Below are 20,022 nucleotides of genomic sequence, written 5' to 3'. Positions count from 1 at the left end.
ACCTCTTTATCAAAAGCTTATAAATATTCTAATGAACACCATATAAAAATACATTAATTTTTTTGGTATTTTAAATATATAATTCATTTTCTTTTCGTCTTTTGATAATTTCATGTTTAATAAAATGAAAAACGAAGCAATATAATGATTCCATTTAGATCTACTTAAGCTTTTACCTCCATGCATAAAACCAAATAATTTCCCTAATCTTTTACGTGCTTCTGCAGTATGATATTTATAAATAATTGCTCGTTTATTACCCTTTAATATGAAATTAACATTCACAGATGTTGATTTAATCAATCCTTTCTTTATCATCTCAGCAAAAATCTTTTCTGCTTCTTTATTTTTAGTAATAACTGCAGTATGTTTTATTTTCTTTTTCTTCATCTCTCGTAGCCAAATATCACCACAAGAAAAATCAGCATCATATCCAAAATGATCTAAACAAGAAAAACACTTTGCTGTTGAGTAAAAAAAAGCATTTTTATAAGTGCTCCAATTCTTTGTATAAGAAATTATTTTTTCTGTTCCATCCTTCATACTCAAAATTGTTTTTCCTCGCCAATGACCTTTTCGTGAGTAAATTCTTCTAACATTATTTATATTTATTTTGTTTTTGTCTAAAATCTTGTACATTAATTTATCATCAGCAACTCCACCACAAAACAAAGCAATTTTATATTTTATTTTTTCTTTTAATTGTGGTTTCTTTCGTGATATAGCTTCTATCATTTTTATATGACAAGGTAATAATACTGCAGCTACCTTCCCGTCAAATTTAATAATTTTATCAAAACTTTTTTCTAATGAAAAATATGTGTAAATGCTTGTCCTTGAATCTAAGATTTCATTTTCCTTCGTAGCTACAAATGATTCAACTGCAATTTTACCATTTTTAACAAATTGTCTTGAAACGAAAACTCCATCTACATATCCTTCTTTTAAAAGATGTATCAATAGTGTAGTAACAATTCCCCCGGAAGCAGCATCTTTTCTGATAACAGGGTCACTCGAATATGCTGCATAACAATTTTCAAAATTACCGACATATTTTTGGGGATTTGAAAAGTCAATACTCATTACAGTCACCTCTAAATAGACTTTATTTTATCAACAATAATTTCAATGTTTTTATAAGAACTTTGTTTTACTTTAGGTAAATTTCTTTTTATTTTATTTTCTACATCAAAATATTCATTTTCTAACCTCTCAAACTGTTCTACCAAATTATTATAATCTAACTTTTTATAGTCAGTTGCATAGTCTCCTATTTCAAACATGTCCAATACTTCTTTATACTTATGACTCCAACCAATTAATAGTACGGGGACTTGTTTTTCAAGAGCACCAATCATAGCATGGAATCTAGAAGCAACTAATATTTTTGTTTTAGAAATAAAATCTCTAATTATTTCAGGAGTAAACTCCTCTGGATACCAACGGCACATATCCTTATTAGCTACTTGTTCATATACTTTTTGACACACAACTAAATCATTATTTTTAGGTCTTATTTTACCTTTACGAGCAGCATTAGCAATAATTAAAACACCATAACCTTTTTTATTTAAATAATTAATAAATCTTGTCATTATCCCAATATAATCTATTCCATTTTTTCTACAATACCCATCTACAACTGAACTTATTGATAACCCTATAATTTCATTACTATAAAATTTATCCTTTCTTACAACTGAATTAACATACTCTGTAGCTTTTTCATCATCTAGCATGCTAAAAGCACCATCAGCACATAGTTCTATGTTCTTTAATCCTAAATCCTTTAAATGTTTTTTGGTAATTTCCCCACGTGCACAAATTTTTTCAACTTTAGGCAATGCTAAGTTTCCCCATAATCTGTTCCAAAAAGTCTTAAAAGGTCCCATAGCTTGAGAAAATTTAATTACATCTTTACCAACTAATAGTGGTGTTGATGTACAGATAAAATTATAAGTATTCATAATAAACCCTCTAGAATCAACATACGATATTCCTGCTGCATCAACTACAAAATCACATTCATAAAAACCCCTTAAGATTTTATTTTTTAATAATAAAGCTTTTAAAGGTTTAAACCATTTAAATAAGTAAAATAGTATCGCAAGTGGAAATGCTATAAATATTATTTGTTCAGGCTTGCATGAAACTACTTCTAAATTATTATATGGATTTTGCTCTTTATCTTCTTTGGGATAAACTGAAAATAGTTTATAGTCAACATTATTACATTTAGCCGAAACATTTTTTACTATTGCTTGTAACATTGCTGCAGCACCTTTATTACCTGCAAAATCAGTAGCAGTTATTCCTATAGTTTTCTTTTGCACAAGCGTCCCCCCTATATTAGCAATAGATTTTTAAACATACTTTTAATTATTTCCTTTGCAATTAGCATTATTTGAAATACATAGTTAGTGAATTTACTTTTTCTAGTTAACTTCTTCAATTTTAATCCAATCTAATTGTACTCCTAAATCTCTGCTATCTTTTGAACCATAATCACTAGGTTTCCAAGTGTTAGTTTTAATTGTTAGTACTTGAGTCATATTCTTATTTAATACCTCTTTTGGTACATAAATCTCTCTTTCTAGTTCTGTAGACTCTTTAACAAAATTATCTACTAATTTATCATTGAAATATATTTTAACATTAGCAGGATTGTCTTTTGGTCTATAACCAAGCATCTTGATGAGAATTTTTATATCTTTGTCATTATTATAATAGGATAATTTTACTTGTGACTTATCTTTAGTCCATCTTATTTTTCCATTTTCTTGATTATGCATGTTGTAAACATACAATTTGTCATTATTTCCTATGTCATAATATTTTTTTATTTTACCTAAAAATTCATACTTACATATTTGATATAAGATGTATTTTGAATCCTTTATAATTAATAAAGTTATAGTGTTCAACATTAAGCTGTTTTTTGATTTGGTTCATATTTACACTTCTCTATACCAATATTATTATTTTGATATATAATTTTATATACCAAGTTAGTAAATACACTATAATGTTCAATTTTTTATTTATTAATTGATTCAAAAACTATTTTATCTACTGCTATACCTAATTGCCTTGTATCTCCTGAGCCATATTGTGATGGACTCCAATTCTCTACTTCTATTAAAATATTATTATACCAATTATCAGAAAGCCATTCCTTCGGAACTTGAAAACTTAATTTCTCCTTTTTAGAACCTACGTTTATTGTAAAATACATTTTGTCATGACCATTGATCTGAACAGAACCAGATATAGATTTTTTGTTTAACTTTTTCAGTGGAATACCAGGTCCTAACTGAATATTAAGTATATAATTTCTATTAGGTTCAAGACGAACTAAAAGATTAGATTTTTGACCAGAGGTCCATCTAAAACTTTTCTCAGGTACAGAAAAACCACTAAAAACAAAGTCTTCCTCACCTGAACCAAAATCATATTCAAGTTTACTTGCAAGTGGTTTTATTAAAATTTTATCAATAGATATACCTAGTTCCCTTGCATCCGCTGATCCATAATTTGATGGACTCCAAGTTTCACTTTCTAAATACATTATATTCCTTCCTTTTCGTACTGCTGATTTTGGTACATATAGTTCTAAAACTTTTCCATTGCTTTCTTTGTCAACTACTACTTCATCACATAATATGTCATTAATGTATAATTTTAAGCTTAATGATTCCTTTTCAAGTTTACTAAAAGGAATTCCTGGTCCTTGATGTATTTTGAAAATATAGTTATCGGGTTTTAAAAATAACTCAATATAAGATTTTCCCTCTTTAGTCCACCTAAAATAATTTTCCAGACTATAAAAACCAGTAAATTTAAAAGTATCTTTATTATTAAAATCGTATTCATATAACTCTTTATTTACTTTATAAACTGTTATTACTTCTTTAGATTTTGTCATATAAGTCGGAAACGGTATAATAGTTGGATGTTTATGAATAAGGTCTTGACTCATAGTATTATCCAATCTATTTACTATCTTTAAATTGTTTTCATTAGGAACAAACATATCATTAGTAATGATTACAACTTCTTTATTAAACCTTGATAATTTATTTAAATCATTTTCTAAACTATCACTTCGTGGAAATACTAGTATATTATTCATTGCTTTTATTGGAAGATACATTTTTGGTATCAAGTCAACATCCATTAAAACTACCGTATCATCATTTATATTTTTACTTATCCTAGTAAGAACTTCCCACTCTAATCGTGTATCATCCAATTCTTTAAAAAGAACATAATTGAAAGGTAAATTAATACATATAATTATTATACATATAGCACATATTATATATCTTGAAAGATTATCAACAAGTTTTGCAACACTAATTGTTATTAAAGGAATAAATGGCACTAAATATCTAGAATAATAATAGTAGTGAGGTATTTCTTTTCTTAAGATTGAGGAATAGAATAATATACAGTATAAAAATAATAATAATATAATAAATATATTTTTTCCATCTAAAAATCTTTTTGTTTTAATCAAAAGACCAATGATAACAATAGGTATTAGTATTATACCTGTACCATATAAATAGGCGCTTAGCGTTAATTGATTAAAGGCAAATAAACCACTTCCATAATAATAGCCTTGTGTACTTATCCTTGAAGGCTCTAAATATCCAAATCCTATTTTAAATCCATGAATAGTTATTAATATAAGGGATCCTACAACTATTATTCTTAATATATTTATAAATAACTTTGATTCTTTTAATTTACTTAGTGAGATTGTCTTTTTGGATTTATAAATTATGTACATACCTATAATAGAAATAAATGAAATAATATATGCAAACTCCAAAGAAAATTCTTCAGAAACAATTTTATCTATTGGAAATCTATGATAGTTATTAAACATATATGTTGGGCTAACATGTGCCATCATTGTAAATCCAACAATGAAAGAAATTATTGATATTATTGATGCTATTAAATATTTTCTTTTACTTGTCAAAACGACTAATGCAGCATATACTAATATAAAAATTGGCATAAGTGTATATATTGATACATGGAAAAAAGAAAAAGTAGCTATTGCTAATGAAGATATCCACTTTTCATTTTCATTATTTGAAGATAAAAAGTATATATAATTTACAACTATCAAACATAAAAACATTTCTGTTAAGGATGATTTCGATACCCATAAAGCTATAGGTGATATTGCAAAAGCAAGAGTTCCAAGTACTTTCCCTTTATAACCTATATATAAATTTTCCATTATATAATAAATAGTAAAAATTGAGCATATAAAAAAGATGGTCTGAATATCTATCATATTATTTATTCCAAATAATATGCCCCATAAAGATAATAACGCAGGAAAGGTAGGTATACCATGATATATTCCAGATACTGGACTAATTCTATCTGATTTTTCTAGAGTAGGTTTCCTATGATCATATCTATAAAATCCTAGTAATTCTTTTTCTATTATATGTATAAATTTTGTAAAATCTTCTTCCTCCAAATACTTCCTTTCAATTAGATCCTGCTGGTTTTTAGTTTTCTCGTACATTAGGTCGATGGCTTTTGTTTGGTACACTCCTTGGTCTTGCCCCATACCAAAAAATTCAAATTTATCTATTGTAATAGGTAGAATAAGTAAAACAATAATCAAAGGTATTATACTATTCCTTATATCAAATGAAATTGAAGGTTTATAATCTTTAAAATATAAAAAAGTAAGAATAACAATTTGAATAATAATAGTCATAATTAAGACACTTAAGTGGTTAAAAGAATCTAACCAAAAATAAAATCCACTTACTACAACAAATTTTGAAAAAAATAAACTTAATGCAAAAACAACTGTCTTTATAATATCAAATTTATTAAAATATAAGGTAACAATAAGTATACTTAAAACTATATTAATTATAAAAATTAATAGCATAGTATCTTCCACCTCAAATTGAGTAATTATATTTCTTTAAAATAACGCAGATTTTTTCCATAGCTTTCTATTTGTAATTCTCGTCAATATATTTAATGCTATTTTACTTATTTTTTCTCAAACAACTTTTGCTTGAAATTAATTTTAATCATACTTGAATTTATTATAACTTACATAATATTAACCTAAATATATTCTAAAATAATAACCTTCTAAACATTAGATTTTCTATTTACTACAATGGAAGTTCTGAAAATAAGCTTTTTGATATAGATATTGATAGACTTTTATATTATAATGATAAAACTATTAAACTTATAATTTTAACTCTACTATACTTCCATTGTAATGAAACTTAAAGAAATTATATTTAAATGTTTCAGTATCTTAAAACTGATTTGTTTTTGGAATCAATTTCTCCTTTTATATTTAAGAAAATGCCTAAATAATTTATCTATAGTCTTATTGATCATTTTTTTTTTTATCATCATGTACTCAAATTCATTATATGTGTTATACTTTTATGTAAACTTGTTCAAAGCATTACAAATATATAAATTAATTCCTATTATTTCTATTAGTTCATAATAATCACTTTCTTTACAAAGCATATTTCCCTCTAAAGTAAGATAAATCATCTTTATTCATCGATTTATCTTTTGAATATACTCACATGCTTAAATTATATCTGTAAGATTACTTTAGTTAGATAGAAGTCAACTATTAATTTTAATACCCTTTTTGATATACCTTTGGTTTATATATAAGTTTTATTAGAATATGGCAATACTTAAAATTCGCTTGAAATTAGTTAAATATTTAAATATATTGAAGAATATAACATTAAATAAAAGTTAAAATCAAATTAACACAAGTTGTTATAATAAAGTACATTTTATTTTATCAACTAAAGTTTTGATTAATTTATATTGATTCATTAACTATTTTAGCAATATTGATTAATGTTTTTTCTCTTTCCTCACTAATTCCTATTTCATACAGCTTGTCTCCTATTTCATTATATAATTTTATATAAGCATCCACATCACCTTTATATACTCTGCCTAAGTCTATATCTCTTAGTAATTCGTAATATTTGCTGGCTGCATGTTCAGTAGTATGATTTTTCTTTGCATATTCATAAGCCTTTTTCCCTATTTCCTTCAACTGATACTTATTATTAATTAGATATTTTAATGTATTATATATATCTTCTTCCTCTTTTTCACCGTAACTTACTTTTAATGCAAATTCATCAGGATATTCCGAGAAAGTTCCTATATCTGTAACAATTACCGGTTTGCCCATCCCAAATATCCTAACAAGACTAGCGGATGTTTCTCCTTGAGTTGGATATCTTAAATTAATACAGATATCTGACAATTTTATATATTCTTTAAATTCATCTAACGTTACAAAACCCGTACATTTCACATAATCGCTCATTCCAATCTCTCTTGAATACTTGGACATTTCATATACGCCTTTTTCTTCTTCCCCTACTAGAATATATATAAAATTATTAAAATCTTTCTTTATTTCCTTTAAAGCTGCTATAACTTTATCTATTCTTTTAGCTCTTGATATAAATCCAAAAGATGCAATTACTAGTTTATCTTTAGGAATGTTATATTTATTTCTCAAAATGTTTTTTTCTTCTTCAGTAACTAACTTTATATCAGGGGTAGGCAACGGTACATATTTTACCGGTATATTATTTCTAGTTTTTCTAACTAACTTCTTTATATATTTAGAATGTACAATAGCAGCTTTTGAAGTGTCTAGAAGTCTCTTATTTGCAGGATAATTTAAAGTATTACCTGTTTCCCACATTACTCTTCTTTTTCCTTCTAAAGATTCTCTTGCAAACTTTTCTCCTTCTTTTCCATAGTTATATTTCATTTCTTCAACATACTCTTGATATTTTTTCTTTCCTACAGTAAGTTGAGCTATTAAATGATGTATAGCATAATCATGTATTACAATAATTCCAGGATATTTTAAAGCAGTTTTATATATTTGTTCATGATACTGTGCATTGTTGCCTATATGATATATTATATGATCATATTCTTTGTATTTATTGTTCTTATGAAAGTCATCAATAGTATATATTCTAAAATTCTCAATAATATCTTTATTACTTGGTTTAAAATTATCTACATATAAATCTAGTTTCATATGCCTTGATAAATAAGGTAAAAGTTCCTCACTATAATCAGATATCCCAGTTTTCTTGGGAGATAGAGGACTAAAATAAGCTACTTTCATAGTTAAGCCTCCTAATACTCTTTAGTTAATTTTTCTATCGTTTTATCCCAAAGTATTTCTTTTACTTTTTCATAACCTTTTTGTCCAAATTTCTTACATATATCTCTGTTATCATATAAATAATCTACTCTTCTAGCAATTTCCCTTGGATTATTATTTACTATGAAACCATTTTTTTCATTTTCAACAAATTCTAAAACTCCTCCTGAATCGTTTGTCGTAATTACAGGCTTCTTACTTTTAAATGCTTCAATTGTTATAAAACCATAATCTTCGTCTTTGGGTGCAAAATAAACTGCAAAGCAATTAGCATAAAGTTTCAATAATTCTTCATCAGAAACAAATCCTTTAAAGATTACCTTATTTTGCACTTTAAATTTATTTACTAATTCCCTCAGCTGTGTTTCGTATTTACCTTTTCCAGCAATTATAAACTTAGCATCCGATTTAACATATTTCATAGCTTGTATCATTAAATCTAATCTTTTTAAAGGATCTAACCTTCCAGCAACAAATATGTATTCTCCATAATTTTCATTATAGTATTTACCTTCATATTTAGTAGGCGGATATAAAACTTCACTATTAATATTATTAAATTTTTTCAGTCTATTAGTCACATTTTGTGAAATAGTAAATATTTTTTTAGCTTCTATTAATGTATTGTTATCTATATTTTTTATTTGTTGAGTATACGCAAAATCTTCTGCAGTATCTCTAAAATCAGAATACTTTGTTCCAAACAAATCATAAATAGGTCTATGTTGATGAAATAACCATACAATTTTATTAGGATGTTTTACAGCATATGTTGGGTATTTAGTACATATTACTCTATCTATTTTTTCCCCGTTGCTTTCAGTTAAATCAATCATTCTCCACACTAGTGCATTATTTACCAACTGTTGCTTAGGATACCATTTAAATGGTATATTAATAATTTCTGATTCGAAACCTCTTAATCTTAATTGCTTATTTAATTCCTCAACTAATATTTCTGCACCACCATAATTAAAAGGTATTTGTGCAGCACAAATAGCTATTTTTTTTACTGTCATATTTTCGTCACCATCCTATTTCCTTGCTATAATTGCATAATCTTGATAACTAAATAAAATATCATTTATCTTTTTAAAATTCTCATTTATTAAAGCTATATATTTATCGTTAATATTCTCTATATTAATTAAAGATAGTTTTGTATTTTCTGGAACAGGCGAAAGAAGCTTTATTTCAATATCTCTGAAATTTACCTTGTCTAAAATATATTTAACAGTATATGGATGTACTGGCTTTATATGTGTAGGATCAATATAAAACCCAAATGAATATATATAAAGGCACATAGGGTTTGGAGCCTCAATTATCAATATCCCTTCTTTTGATAGTTTTTGATAAGTTAATTTCAATAATTGTAATAAATAATTAAAATCTAAATGCTCAACGACTTGTCCAATAAATATACCATCTAAGCTATTATCTTCGATTTCTCTTAAATATTCAATTGCATCAGCTTTTTCTACTTTTAATCCTTTACTTCTACAATAACTTACCATATCTTCATTAATATCTATACCTAATGCATTTATGTCGTTTTCCTTTAAAAGTTCAAGCATTTCTCCTCTACCACAACCAATATCTAAAACATTTTTTTTGTCTTTAAAATACTTTAAATAAAATTCAAATCTTTCTTTTATAAGCTCCTCAGAACCTCTAAATGTATTCTCAAAATCTAAATAATTGAACAAACTATTTTTCTCATCTTGCTTTTCTTTTTTTTTACATGTTTCGTTTTGTAGTAAATTCATCATTAGCAATTTATTGAAATATACAATTTGTTCTATTATGCTAATTTTGTTGTCTATTTCATTTATTTTCATTTTCAACTCATCACTCAATTTCCCATTTTGGTTTACTTCTAAAAGAAGAGAATTAATTTCTTCCTTATATTCATCTAACTTCTTACTATAATTTACTTCTTCCCTTATATCATTAATTGCCAAATCAAAATGATATTTGTATTTGCTTATTCTATCATTCACTTTACCCATAGTATCTCTAAGGTCTTTTTCTATATCAAGTATATATTTTTCTAAGTTATTAATTTTAGATTCAAACAATTCTTCTTTCTTTTTTTCTAATGAAATTAAATCATCTAGTTTTTTATTAAGATTAAAAATAGTATCTTGTGTATTGTTAATTTTTTCTTGCATATTTTTTATGATAGGCATAATATCTAATATAAATTTATATAATTCATTTATACTTCTGGTAGAAGAAGCATTAAAATATCTTTGTTGTTCAACTACTGGATCTACATACCACGATAGAAACTTTCTAAATATTTTTTTGCCCCAAACAATAAATCTACCTACAATTTTTCTATGAGAAGTTATTCTTTGTGGAGTTTCTATATTCCAATTTCCATTATTATCTTGGACATTTTTCTCTAGTTCACTAATATTAAAATTCCATTCTTTATTTAAAGAATTATTCGCACTTGATTGGTTAAAACCCTGATAACTTTGTTCTTTTTTAGTTTTATTATATAAAATTCTTTCTTTGATATAGTTGGTTATTTTAGATATTTTATCTTTGTTTGTGTCCATAAAACTCATCCCCTTAAATTAAAGTATATGCCATTTATGTGCTAACCTTACAACGCCAATCTCTTCAGTTCTAGTTTCAACATTAAACGATAATATTTTTTTTATATAGTCATAAGGAAGACCAAATTTATCATGAACTGCTACGTCTAAGTAGTATTTACCGGTAATTAAATTAAGATTATCTATTTCTACGTCTATTCTACCAGTTAATTTGTCTATTTTATAATTGTCAATAAACGTATTGGTTCCATAACAACATACTTCATCATCCCTAAATATACCTATACCAAATACTACATCATCCACTTTTTTATTTACTTTGTATTTTATCGAAATTCTTACGGTCTCCCCACTAATAAAAATATGCTTAGATTTATTGTCTTTATCAAACATGTCTACTTGCAATATCTCTACATATTTATTGCCCCATCTCTTATTTTTATTAGCAGGTTTTATATCTTTAACTTCTTCTTTTTCAATGCTTACTTCTCGTTCACTAATAACCTGGTTATTAGTAGAATTTATTTCATTTTTACTATCTTCAGTACATTTTATATTACTTTTAGTGTTTAAATGATCTAGATAATTATTAATAACATCTTTTACAATACCTTGGCTAGCTATATTCCCGTTTTTTAACCAAATAGCTTTATCACATAATCTTTTAACCATATTGTTGTCATGAGATACAAATACTATAGTTACTCCTTTATTCTTAAGCTCTACCATTTTTTCAATACATTTTTTTTGGAAAGAAGTATCTCCTACAGCTAAAACTTCATCTATCAATAATATATCAGCATCAACATTTATTGCCACTGAAAAGGCTAATCTCATATACATACCTGAAGAATATGTTCTTACAGGATTATCTATAAAATCCTCCAGTCCTGAAAAAGATATTATATCATCTAATTTTTTATCGATTTCTTCTTTAGTTAAACCAAAAATAGAAGCATTCATGTAGATATTTTCTCTTCCTGTCATATCTGGATGAAAACCTGCACCTAATTCAAGAAGACTTGATACTTTTCCCTTTATTTCTATTTCACCTTTATTAGGGTATATTATTTTAGTTAATAATTTTAGTAAAGTACTTTTCCCTGAACCATTTTCTCCTATTAAACCTACTGTTTCACCTTTTTTTATATCTAAATCAATACCTTTTAAAGCCCATCTTTCTTCATATCGATTTCTATTTTTAAATAATATTCTCTCTTTTAAAGTGCTTCCTTTATCATGATAAATTTTATATTTTTTCCATACATCTTTAACCTTTATTACGTCCATACTATATTTCCTCCGCAAAATTTTTCTGCAGTATTTTAAAAACATTATAGCTAAATATAATTATTAATAATCCTATTAGCATACTTATTCCTAACATTAAAAAATCAGGTGATCTACCATAATATAATATATCCTTATAGGATACAATAATTGGTGTCATAGGGTTCAGAAAAAAATATTTTAAATATTCCTTTGGAATCATTCTAATTGGGAATATAATTGGAGTAAAGTAGAACCATGCCATCATAACTATGCCTAATATATGTTCTAAGTCCCTAAAATAAACATTTAAAGCTGAAACTAAAAATGAAAATGCTAGTGTTATAATATACTCTACAATAATAACTATTGGTAAGTATACTAAAGAAACAGTTATGCCTATTTTTGAAATTATAAGACTAATGAAAATAATGATAAAACCAAATAGTAGGTTTACAAGACCTGATGTAACTACTGATAAAGGTAATATCTCCCTTGGAAAATATATTTTTTTGACTAAATCCTTATTTGCTATTATGGTACCTGCACTTACTTGCACTGATGTTGAAAAAAATATCCAAGGAAGAAGCCCTACAAACAAAAACATATAAAATTTGTCTATATTAATTCTCATAACTGTTGAAAAAATTATTGTGTAAACTATAAGTTGAAGTAGTGGGTTTACAAAAGTCCATAAAAACCCTAAAAATGAACCTTTATATCTGGTTCTTAGATCTTTTTTAACTAAGTTTTTTAGCATTTCTCTGTATCTATATATTTCTTTAATATTTTCTATCATTTACATCCCTCTTCTATACAGTTTGCCTCCAATATTGTAATACGTCCTTTAAAGTTTCTTCTATTGAATATTCTGGCTCCCAGCCTGTTAGTCTTGTTATTTTTGTATTATCACATTGAACTATTGGAACATCAGAAGGTCTCATTCTATTAGGATCTTTCTCTATTTTAATATCCACATTAGAAAGTGATAATAGAGTATCTAATATATATTGTATCTTATAACTCTTACCTGACCCTACATTATATATTTCTCCCTTTTGCCCTTTTAAAGCAAGAAGATAATAGGCTTTTACTATATCTCTTACATCTGTAAAATCTCTTTCAGCTTCTAAATTACCAACTAATAAAACAGGTTTAAATTTTCCCTTTTCTATTTCTGCTATTCTTTTAGCAAAATCAGATGCTACAAATACTGGACTTTGTTTTGGTCCTATATGATTAAATGCACGAACAATAACAATATCCATATCATATGCTCTAGAATAGACTTGTCCCATCATAGTTTGCGAAATTTTACTAACAGCATATGGGTTGCCAGGTTTTAATTCCTGATCTTCATTTATAGGTATATCTTCAGATTTTACAAAACCATACTCTTCACTAGACCCTATTAATAAAATTCTCGAATCTAAATTTAGTTCTTTTATATTCTCTAGAAGATTTATCGTTCCATTTATATTAACATCCATTGTTAATTGTGGCTTTTTCCATGAAATTGCCGCTGAACTTTGTGCAGCTAGATGAAATATATAATCTGGTCTAACTTTTTTCAAAACCTCTAATGTTTCTTTTTTATCTGTTATATCTAGTTTAAAAGTTTTTATGTTTTTCCCAAGTATATTCTTATCTATTTTGTTTAAATATGTTCCAAACACTTGCATATTGCAAGTAAGGAGATACTCAGATAAGTATCCCCCTACAAACCCGTTTATGCCTGTAATTAAAGCTTTCACAATTTACCACTCCATTTTATTCAATAGTTGAAGCTGTTTCTTTCATATATTCATTAAAGTTTACTTCCTCTTTAACTCTTCTTAAATCAGCTTCTACCATCCTTTTTACTAGTTCTTCAAAAGATATTTCTCTTTTCCAACCTAATTTCTCTTTTGCCTTGGATGGGTCGCCTAGTAATATATCTACTTCTGCTGGCCTAAAGAATTTTGGATTTACTGAAACTACTACTTTTCCTGTTTTCTTATCTATTCCTTTTTCATCTACACCTTCACCTATCCATTCTATTTCAATTCCTACATGTTTAAATGCTAGCTCTACAAACTCTCTTACCTTGTGTGTTTCTCCAGAAGCTACAACATAGTCATCTGGATTATCCTGTTGTAACATTAACCACATTGCCTTAACATAATCTTCTGCATGTCCCCAGTCTCTTTTAGCTTCCATGTTGCCTAATTCTAATCTATCTTGTACACCTAATTTTATTCTAGCAACCGCATCTGTTATTTTTCTTGTAACAAATTCCTTACCTCTTCTTTCTGACTCGTGATTAAATAATATACCTGAACATGCAAACATATTATAACTTTCTCTATAGTTTTTAGTTATCCAGTGTCCATATAATTTAGCTACACCATAAGGACTTCTTGGATAAAAAGGAGTAGTTTCTTTTTGTGGTATTTCTTGTACAAGGCCAAACATTTCACTTGTAGAAGCTTGATAAAACTTAGCTTTAGGTTTAACTGTTCTTATTGCTTCTAATATATTTGTTACTCCAAGGGCATCAATTTGTGCTGTTGCTATTGGTTGTTCCCATGAAGTTCCAACGAAGGATTGAGCAGCCAAATTATATACTTCATCGGCTTGAGATACCCTCATAGCATTTATTAAAGAAATTGGGTCTGTCATATCTCCATATATAAACTCTATTTCATTTTTTAAATGTTCTACATTTCCATAGTCAACTTTACTCTTTCTTCTCATTAATCCATACACTTTATATCCTTTTTCTAATAAAAGTTCTGCTAAATATGAACCATCTTGGCCATTAACACCAGTTATCAGAGCTCTTTTCATTCTTATTCTCCTTTCATTCTTAACCCTATTTATTTCTACAAATAATTTTCTTTTTTCATTATCTTTATTTTCTTTAGTAAATTTTTTACCTGCTGGCTTTTTTCCTTAGAACATATTAGTGTTGCATCATCGGTATCTACTATAACTAAATCTTCCACACCAATAGTAGCAATAAGCTTGTTAGAACCCTCTATAATACACTTTTTAGTGTCAAGAGTTATTACATTGTCTCCCTTTACAACATTTCCTTCTTTATCTGGATTATTAATTCTCTCTAATGAAGTCCAGCTTCCTACATCATCCCAACCAAAATCTCCTGGGATTACAAATATTGATTCTGCTTTTTCCATTATACCGTAATCTATTGATATACTTTCAAATTTTGAATATTCACTACAAAGTACTTCTTCCTCTTTATCTGTTCCTATTGCTTCCTTTATCTTCATTAAGCCTTTATATAATTCAGGCATATACATTTCCATGCACTTAAGAATAGTAGATACTTTCCATGCAAACATACCACTATTCCATAAATATTTTCCTGATTCTAAATACTTTTTAGCAGTCTCTTTATCAGGTTTTTCTACAAATCTATTAACTTTAAGTACATCATTTCCGTTTATACTATCTATTTTTTCTTCAAAATTAATATATCCATATCCAGTCTCTGGATATTGAGGTCTAATACCAATAGTTACTAAGTTTTCCCCTTGTTCTGCTACTTCTTTAGCAGTCTTTAAAACATCGATAAATTTTTCATTATTCTTAATTAAATGGTCTGAAGGTAATACAAGCATTACTGCGTCAGGATCTTTCTTTGCTATATGAACAGCAGCTAGTCCTATGCAGGCTGCTGTATTTTTTCCCATAGGTTCTACAAGTATATTTTGTTTTGGTACCTGAGGTAATTGAGAATTTATAGGATGTGCATAATCTTCTACTGTTGCAATAAAAATATTGTTACTATCTACTAATTTTTCTATCCTATCTACTGTTAGTTGAATCATTGTCTTATCATCATTAGTTAATTTTAGTAACTGTTTAGGTTGTTTTTTTCTACTTTTTGGCCAAAATCTTTCTCCTTTTCCCCCTGCCATTATAACTGCTGATATCATGAGCTTAATCATTCCTTTCGTAGATTTATATTATTTAACTGTATTTTACTTATTTAATTTATTTAAAATATTTTTTGCTGAATTAATTGCATTTATAGATGATTTATCTAGAGTAATACTAAATCTATTCTCAGCATATGGTTTTGGAATATCATGTATATCTTTAAATAATTTTTCTCTTCTAGTTTTCAGTTCTTCATTTAATTGTTTTACCTTTTCATCTACTAAAACAACTTTTTCAAAATACTTCTTAGCTTCATCGACTTTACCCTGTTTCATATAGAATACTCCGAGTTTATAATAAACCTTAATACTATTTAGATAGGTATTATCGTTCAAAGGATGATATTTCTCAAGATTTTCTAAAAGCTCTAATCCTTTTTCTATGTTACCTTGATTCAGATATAGTGATACAGCATTTGTTAATATTTTTAAGTCTGTTTTGTTAAGCTTAAGTCCATTTTCTAAGTTTCTTAAACCTCTTTCCATAAGCTTTTTAGATCTTTGACTCTTACCAAGTGAATATTGAATATTACCTAAATCAAACTTGTAATTTGGATTGAAAGGATTAAGTATAGCAGCTTTACTAAAATATTTTTCAGCTTTTATATAGTCTTTTTGTGTAAAACTTGCTACGGCTTTCTGTGAATACATTCTCCCTAATGAAAACATCCCTGATGTAATTAGTATTATAGCAGTTAATACTATAGGTCCAATGTAATGGATTTTTATCTTCTTTATTGACTTTAATCCTACAAAATTATTAGATACAGCAACTACAACGCCTAATAATATCCATAAAGTAATAGCATAAGCACCTAATGCCATATCAAAGTCTATTACACTGTGTCCTATTAATACTAAAATTGAACAAATTACCCCTAATATTTTATCTGAAAGATTATTATCTGTTATTGACCTTAGCAGTTTGTAACTTATCCATATAAATGATAGATATAAACCTATTAAGGCTAATATTCCTAATGTACCTACTTCAATCCATGTCTGCATAATATAGTTGTGGGCTTGTGTACTAGTATAGTCGTATGTTTTATACATACTATAAAGTGTTTGCCAGCCACCACCACCAGTTCCTATTATTGGGTGGTCTTTTATTAACTTAGTTGCATCTTTGTAAAATACTCCTCTTTCTACTACAGTAAAGGTTTTAAGATTAATACCTTGGATTCTTTGTACTATAGAGTCTGGTAAGTACTTATTTAAAGCTCCACTTGTTACTAAAAATGTAACTGCAATTACAATTAGTAAAAGTGCTATGGCAATGTATATTCTCTTTACCTTTAATGTAGGTATTTTCCTCGAAACTTTTTCTAATAAGAAAGAAATAACAAAGGTAATAGTTAAACCTATTAATAGCCATAACCATCCTTTGGCAGCATTTTGACCACTAATTCCTTGATGAATAGGACCAAAAGTTATTCCGAAGGATACTATGATTGTAATAAAGCTTAATATAACTTTCTTAAGACCCTCATTTTTTAGAAATATAAATGCTACAAATCCAACTACAGGTAGTAATATCCAAGCTCCTCTAGAATATGATAGAATAAAACCTAAAAATAGTAAATATCCTGCAATATTTAGTATATAAATTTTCCAATCATCGGTGTCACATATTTCACCCATAGCTAGAAATAATATTCCTAACATGTATGCTCCAAAAGTATTATGGTATTGGAATGTAGAACATATCATTCCATCAACAAAGGCACCTTTATATGAAAAGGTTCCAAAGGCTGCCCCTAATCCTATTAACGAAACTACTATTCCACTTAGTATTAATATCCAATTAAAATAGGTTATATCTTTTTTAGTAGTAATTTTAGTACTTACTAATAGAAAAACCATCAAATATGTTAAATTTTTAATTAGCTCAAAGCTAGCAAGTTCTTTATTTATTGAAAATGGAAAATTGATTAGGTAGAATAGAACGAATATAATTGCAAAGTATTCTATAGGTGTAGATAATACTATTTTTTCTTTATTTAATATAATGGTAGCTAGTATAATAATTGAGATAATTAGGCTTGCTATGTAAAACTCTTTTTGAAAATATAGTCCTCTAAAGAAAGGGAAGAAAAATATTACTAACCCTAAAATTAAAGTAGTTATATTTAAACTTTTATTTTGAGTAGACATTCTCTCTATCATTTTTACACCTCATATCTATTTTTTCGACAACAATATAATTATTTCTATATGTAATGTGAAAATCCTTCTTATTTTTTATTGTAATATTTGGTGGTTGTAAAGCAGTTCCTAGTTCTTAGCTCTCAGCTCTTAGTAAAAGCAGTTTTTGGTGGTTGGTTATTTGGCCTAAGAAGACAGTCTAGGATGTCCGTTACTTTATCCCAGGGAGTAATGCTTTGGGGTCCGTTACTTAGACCTAAGGAGTCAATGCTACGTAGTCCGTTACTCAAGCCTAAGAAGTCAAACCCTATGATGTCCGTTACTTGACCTAAGCAGTAGAGCTCTGTGGTCCGTTACTTAAGCCTAAGAAGTGATAGCCTTTGTTGTCCGTTACTTAGAAAAACGTCAATAGTCATTAGTCTAAAAAGCAGTCATTAGTCATTAGCTCTCAGCCCTTAGTAAAAAACAATCTTTAGTTGAGGGACGTGGGCATCCCTCAACAACATACAAAGTTAATAATACATAAAAATAATTGAGAGGTTTGGTTCCTCTCAATATCCTTTGTGATTAAACACATAATTTATAATATAGTATATTAGGTTATCTTTCCATCGAATTTTGTCGAAGAGATGAATTTTTTATTTTAGCCTAAGAAGACAAACCAAGATGTCCGTTACTTTGCCTTAGACGTCTAGCCAATGAGGACCGTTACTTGACCAAAGAAGTCAAGGCTACGTAGTCCGTTACTTAGCCTTGGAAGAGAGTCTAAGGTGTCCGTTACTTTAAAGACAGTTTTTGGTGGTTGGTGGATTGTGGTTGGGGTTAATCCCATGAAACATGGGGACAGGCCTCCTGTTTCATTTCATTCAACGATAGGTCTGTCCCCTTTACAGTATGTTAATCGGACATTGAAATGTGCTCTACGGCTTAAAAAAGCAGCTCTTAGTTCCTAGCTCTCAGCTTCTAGTAAAAATAGTCTTTGAAACGCGAACCGGGTTCGCGTTTCATTTAATTGTCCATTGTCAATTGCCAATTATCAATTGCTTTTAGTCCATTTCCCTCTCAACATTTATTATAAACTTTTCAAAGGAATGGATGTATTCATTTTTAACATTATTAAATATTTCTATAGCACTTTCTTGGTTATATGTATGAGATGTTTTATTTCTATCTTGAAGCATTTTTAGCCATATTTCCCCATCTTCTATTAATCCTTCTTTAAAAGCCTCTTTTATTGCTTTTCTAGGACTAGTAGCTTTCAAATTTCCATTATATTCTAGATAAGCTTTCATCAGCTTCCATGACAATTCGTATGTAAATTCAAACCTTTGTATGGCAGCATCTAATACAATATCATCTTCTAAATAGTCTCTTTCTGTTACCTCTTGTAACTTTTTAAAGGCTTTTTTTAAATCTTCAAGTTTGTCCTTTATTTTATTTAGGTTCACTAAAACCTCTCCCTTTTTACTGGTTAAAAACATAACTTTACCTTCATTATCTATGTATCTCTTTAGCTTTTCATTATGTATTTTTGCATAATCTACTATGTCAAATGTGTATATTATATCTTTGTTTTCAATATCTTCTTTAATTTCATAAATGAGATGATTATCTTTTCTAAATTTTATGGCTATATCTATGTCAGATGTTTCTTTATAATCCCCCCTAGCCCTTGAACCGAATAAAATAGCCTTTTCAATTATGTCTGAATATTTTTTGAAAACGTTTATTATTTTATAAAAATCTTTTTTGGAAATTCCGTATCTATTTTTCATTTTTAATCCTTCCTTTACTGTGCCTAGGAGTAAAGTTCTGTGGTCCGTTACTATGCCGAGGACGTCTAACC

Annotated in this window: 14 protein-coding genes; all 14 read right to left on the bottom strand. The window is 27.6% G+C overall.

The features are described from left to right. Window positions 1-9: 9 nt before the first annotated feature. On the bottom strand, window positions 10-1,083 hold the full coding sequence (locus tag BET03_RS06865) for a Coenzyme F420 hydrogenase/dehydrogenase, beta subunit C-terminal domain (protein ID WP_120168678.1): 1,074 nt from the start codon (window positions 1,081-1,083) through the stop codon (window positions 10-12). 11 nt (window positions 1,084-1,094) lie between these two features. Continuing rightward, entirely contained in the window at window positions 1,095-2,333 is a 1,239-nt protein-coding gene (locus BET03_RS06860) for a polysaccharide pyruvyl transferase family protein (protein ID WP_120168677.1), read from the bottom strand. A 102-nt stretch (window positions 2,334-2,435) separates the two neighbouring features. Further along, window positions 2,436-2,924, bottom strand: a complete 489-nt coding sequence (locus BET03_RS06855) for a hypothetical protein (protein ID WP_183108764.1) — start codon at window positions 2,922-2,924, stop codon at window positions 2,436-2,438. A gap of 113 nt (window positions 2,925-3,037) precedes the next feature. Next, the gene (locus BET03_RS06850) at window positions 3,038-5,932 is read right to left on the bottom strand and encodes a hypothetical protein (RefSeq protein ID WP_120168675.1); all 2,895 of its coding nucleotides are present in this window, start codon (window positions 5,930-5,932) and stop codon (window positions 3,038-3,040) included. A 924-nt stretch (window positions 5,933-6,856) separates the two neighbouring features. Continuing rightward, the gene (locus BET03_RS06845) at window positions 6,857-8,203 is read right to left on the bottom strand and encodes a glycosyltransferase family 4 protein (protein ID WP_120168674.1); all 1,347 of its coding nucleotides are present in this window, start codon (window positions 8,201-8,203) and stop codon (window positions 6,857-6,859) included. 11 nt (window positions 8,204-8,214) lie between these two features. Then, on the bottom strand, window positions 8,215-9,261 hold the full coding sequence (locus BET03_RS06840; RefSeq protein WP_120168673.1) for a glycosyltransferase family 4 protein: 1,047 nt from the start codon (window positions 9,259-9,261) through the stop codon (window positions 8,215-8,217). 15 nt (window positions 9,262-9,276) lie between these two features. After that, complete coding sequence (locus BET03_RS06835) at window positions 9,277-10,812, bottom strand: class I SAM-dependent methyltransferase (RefSeq protein WP_183108763.1); 1,536 nt, start codon at window positions 10,810-10,812, stop codon at window positions 9,277-9,279. A gap of 18 nt (window positions 10,813-10,830) precedes the next feature. Next, window positions 10,831-12,102 carry an ABC transporter ATP-binding protein gene (locus tag BET03_RS06830; RefSeq protein WP_120168670.1) on the bottom strand — a complete coding sequence of 424 codons (1,272 nt, stop codon included), beginning with the start codon at window positions 12,100-12,102 and terminating at the stop codon, window positions 10,831-10,833. A gap of 1 nt (window position 12,103) precedes the next feature. Then, window positions 12,104-12,880, bottom strand: coding sequence for an ABC transporter permease (locus BET03_RS06825; protein ID WP_279230361.1), 777 nt, complete (start codon window positions 12,878-12,880; stop codon window positions 12,104-12,106). 13 nt (window positions 12,881-12,893) lie between these two features. Next, window positions 12,894-13,835 (bottom strand): GDP-mannose 4,6-dehydratase, encoded by a 942-nt coding sequence (locus BET03_RS06820; RefSeq protein ID WP_120168668.1) that lies wholly within the window; start codon window positions 13,833-13,835, stop codon window positions 12,894-12,896. Window positions 13,836-13,851: 16 nt separating this feature from the next. Next, the gene (gene gmd / locus BET03_RS06815) at window positions 13,852-14,910 is read right to left on the bottom strand and encodes a GDP-mannose 4,6-dehydratase (RefSeq protein ID WP_120168666.1); all 1,059 of its coding nucleotides are present in this window, start codon (window positions 14,908-14,910) and stop codon (window positions 13,852-13,854) included. A 35-nt stretch (window positions 14,911-14,945) separates the two neighbouring features. After that, entirely contained in the window at window positions 14,946-16,037 is a 1,092-nt protein-coding gene (locus tag BET03_RS06810; RefSeq protein ID WP_207666044.1) for a mannose-1-phosphate guanylyltransferase, read from the bottom strand. A 33-nt stretch (window positions 16,038-16,070) separates the two neighbouring features. Further along, window positions 16,071-18,197 (bottom strand): O-antigen ligase family protein, encoded by a 2,127-nt coding sequence (locus BET03_RS06805; protein ID WP_120168661.1) that lies wholly within the window; start codon window positions 18,195-18,197, stop codon window positions 16,071-16,073. Between the two features lie 1,025 nt (window positions 18,198-19,222). Beyond that, a complete protein-coding gene (locus BET03_RS06795; protein WP_120168657.1) occupies window positions 19,223-19,951 on the bottom strand; it encodes an HI0074 family nucleotidyltransferase substrate-binding subunit in 729 nt (242 codons plus the stop codon). Window positions 19,952-20,022: the final 71 nt, after the last annotated feature.

This window comes from Thermohalobacter berrensis (assembly GCF_003609645.1).
GTDB classification, from domain to species: domain Bacteria; phylum Bacillota; class Clostridia; order Tissierellales; family Thermohalobacteraceae; genus Thermohalobacter; species Thermohalobacter berrensis.
The sequence above is the reverse complement of the archived record's forward strand: the minus strand, read 5'-3'. Positions and strand labels throughout refer to the sequence as shown.

Excerpts from the sequence above, each read along its gene's own strand:
- gmd (WP_120168666.1), bottom strand. The coding sequence starts at position 14,910 with ATGAAAAGAGCTCTGATAACTGGTGTTAATGGCCAAGATGGTTCATAT.
- BET03_RS06810 (WP_207666044.1), bottom strand. The coding sequence starts at position 16,037 with ATGATTAAGCTCATGATATCAGCAGTTATAATGGCAGGGGGAAAAGGA.
- BET03_RS06850 (WP_120168675.1), bottom strand. The coding sequence starts at position 5,932 with ATGCTATTAATTTTTATAATTAATATAGTTTTAAGTATACTTATTGTT.
- BET03_RS06795 (WP_120168657.1), bottom strand. The coding sequence starts at position 19,951 with ATGAAAAATAGATACGGAATTTCCAAAAAAGATTTTTATAAAATAATA.
- BET03_RS06825 (WP_279230361.1), bottom strand. The coding sequence starts at position 12,880 with ATGATAGAAAATATTAAAGAAATATATAGATACAGAGAAATGCTAAAA.
- BET03_RS06830 (WP_120168670.1), bottom strand. The coding sequence starts at position 12,102 with ATGGACGTAATAAAGGTTAAAGATGTATGGAAAAAATATAAAATTTAT.
- BET03_RS06805 (WP_120168661.1), bottom strand. The coding sequence starts at position 18,197 with ATGATAGAGAGAATGTCTACTCAAAATAAAAGTTTAAATATAACTACT.
- BET03_RS06865 (WP_120168678.1), bottom strand. The coding sequence starts at position 1,083 with ATGAGTATTGACTTTTCAAATCCCCAAAAATATGTCGGTAATTTTGAA.
- BET03_RS06840 (WP_120168673.1), bottom strand. The coding sequence starts at position 9,261 with ATGACAGTAAAAAAAATAGCTATTTGTGCTGCACAAATACCTTTTAAT.
- BET03_RS06835 (WP_183108763.1), bottom strand. The coding sequence starts at position 10,812 with ATGGACACAAACAAAGATAAAATATCTAAAATAACCAACTATATCAAA.
- BET03_RS06845 (WP_120168674.1), bottom strand. The coding sequence starts at position 8,203 with ATGAAAGTAGCTTATTTTAGTCCTCTATCTCCCAAGAAAACTGGGATA.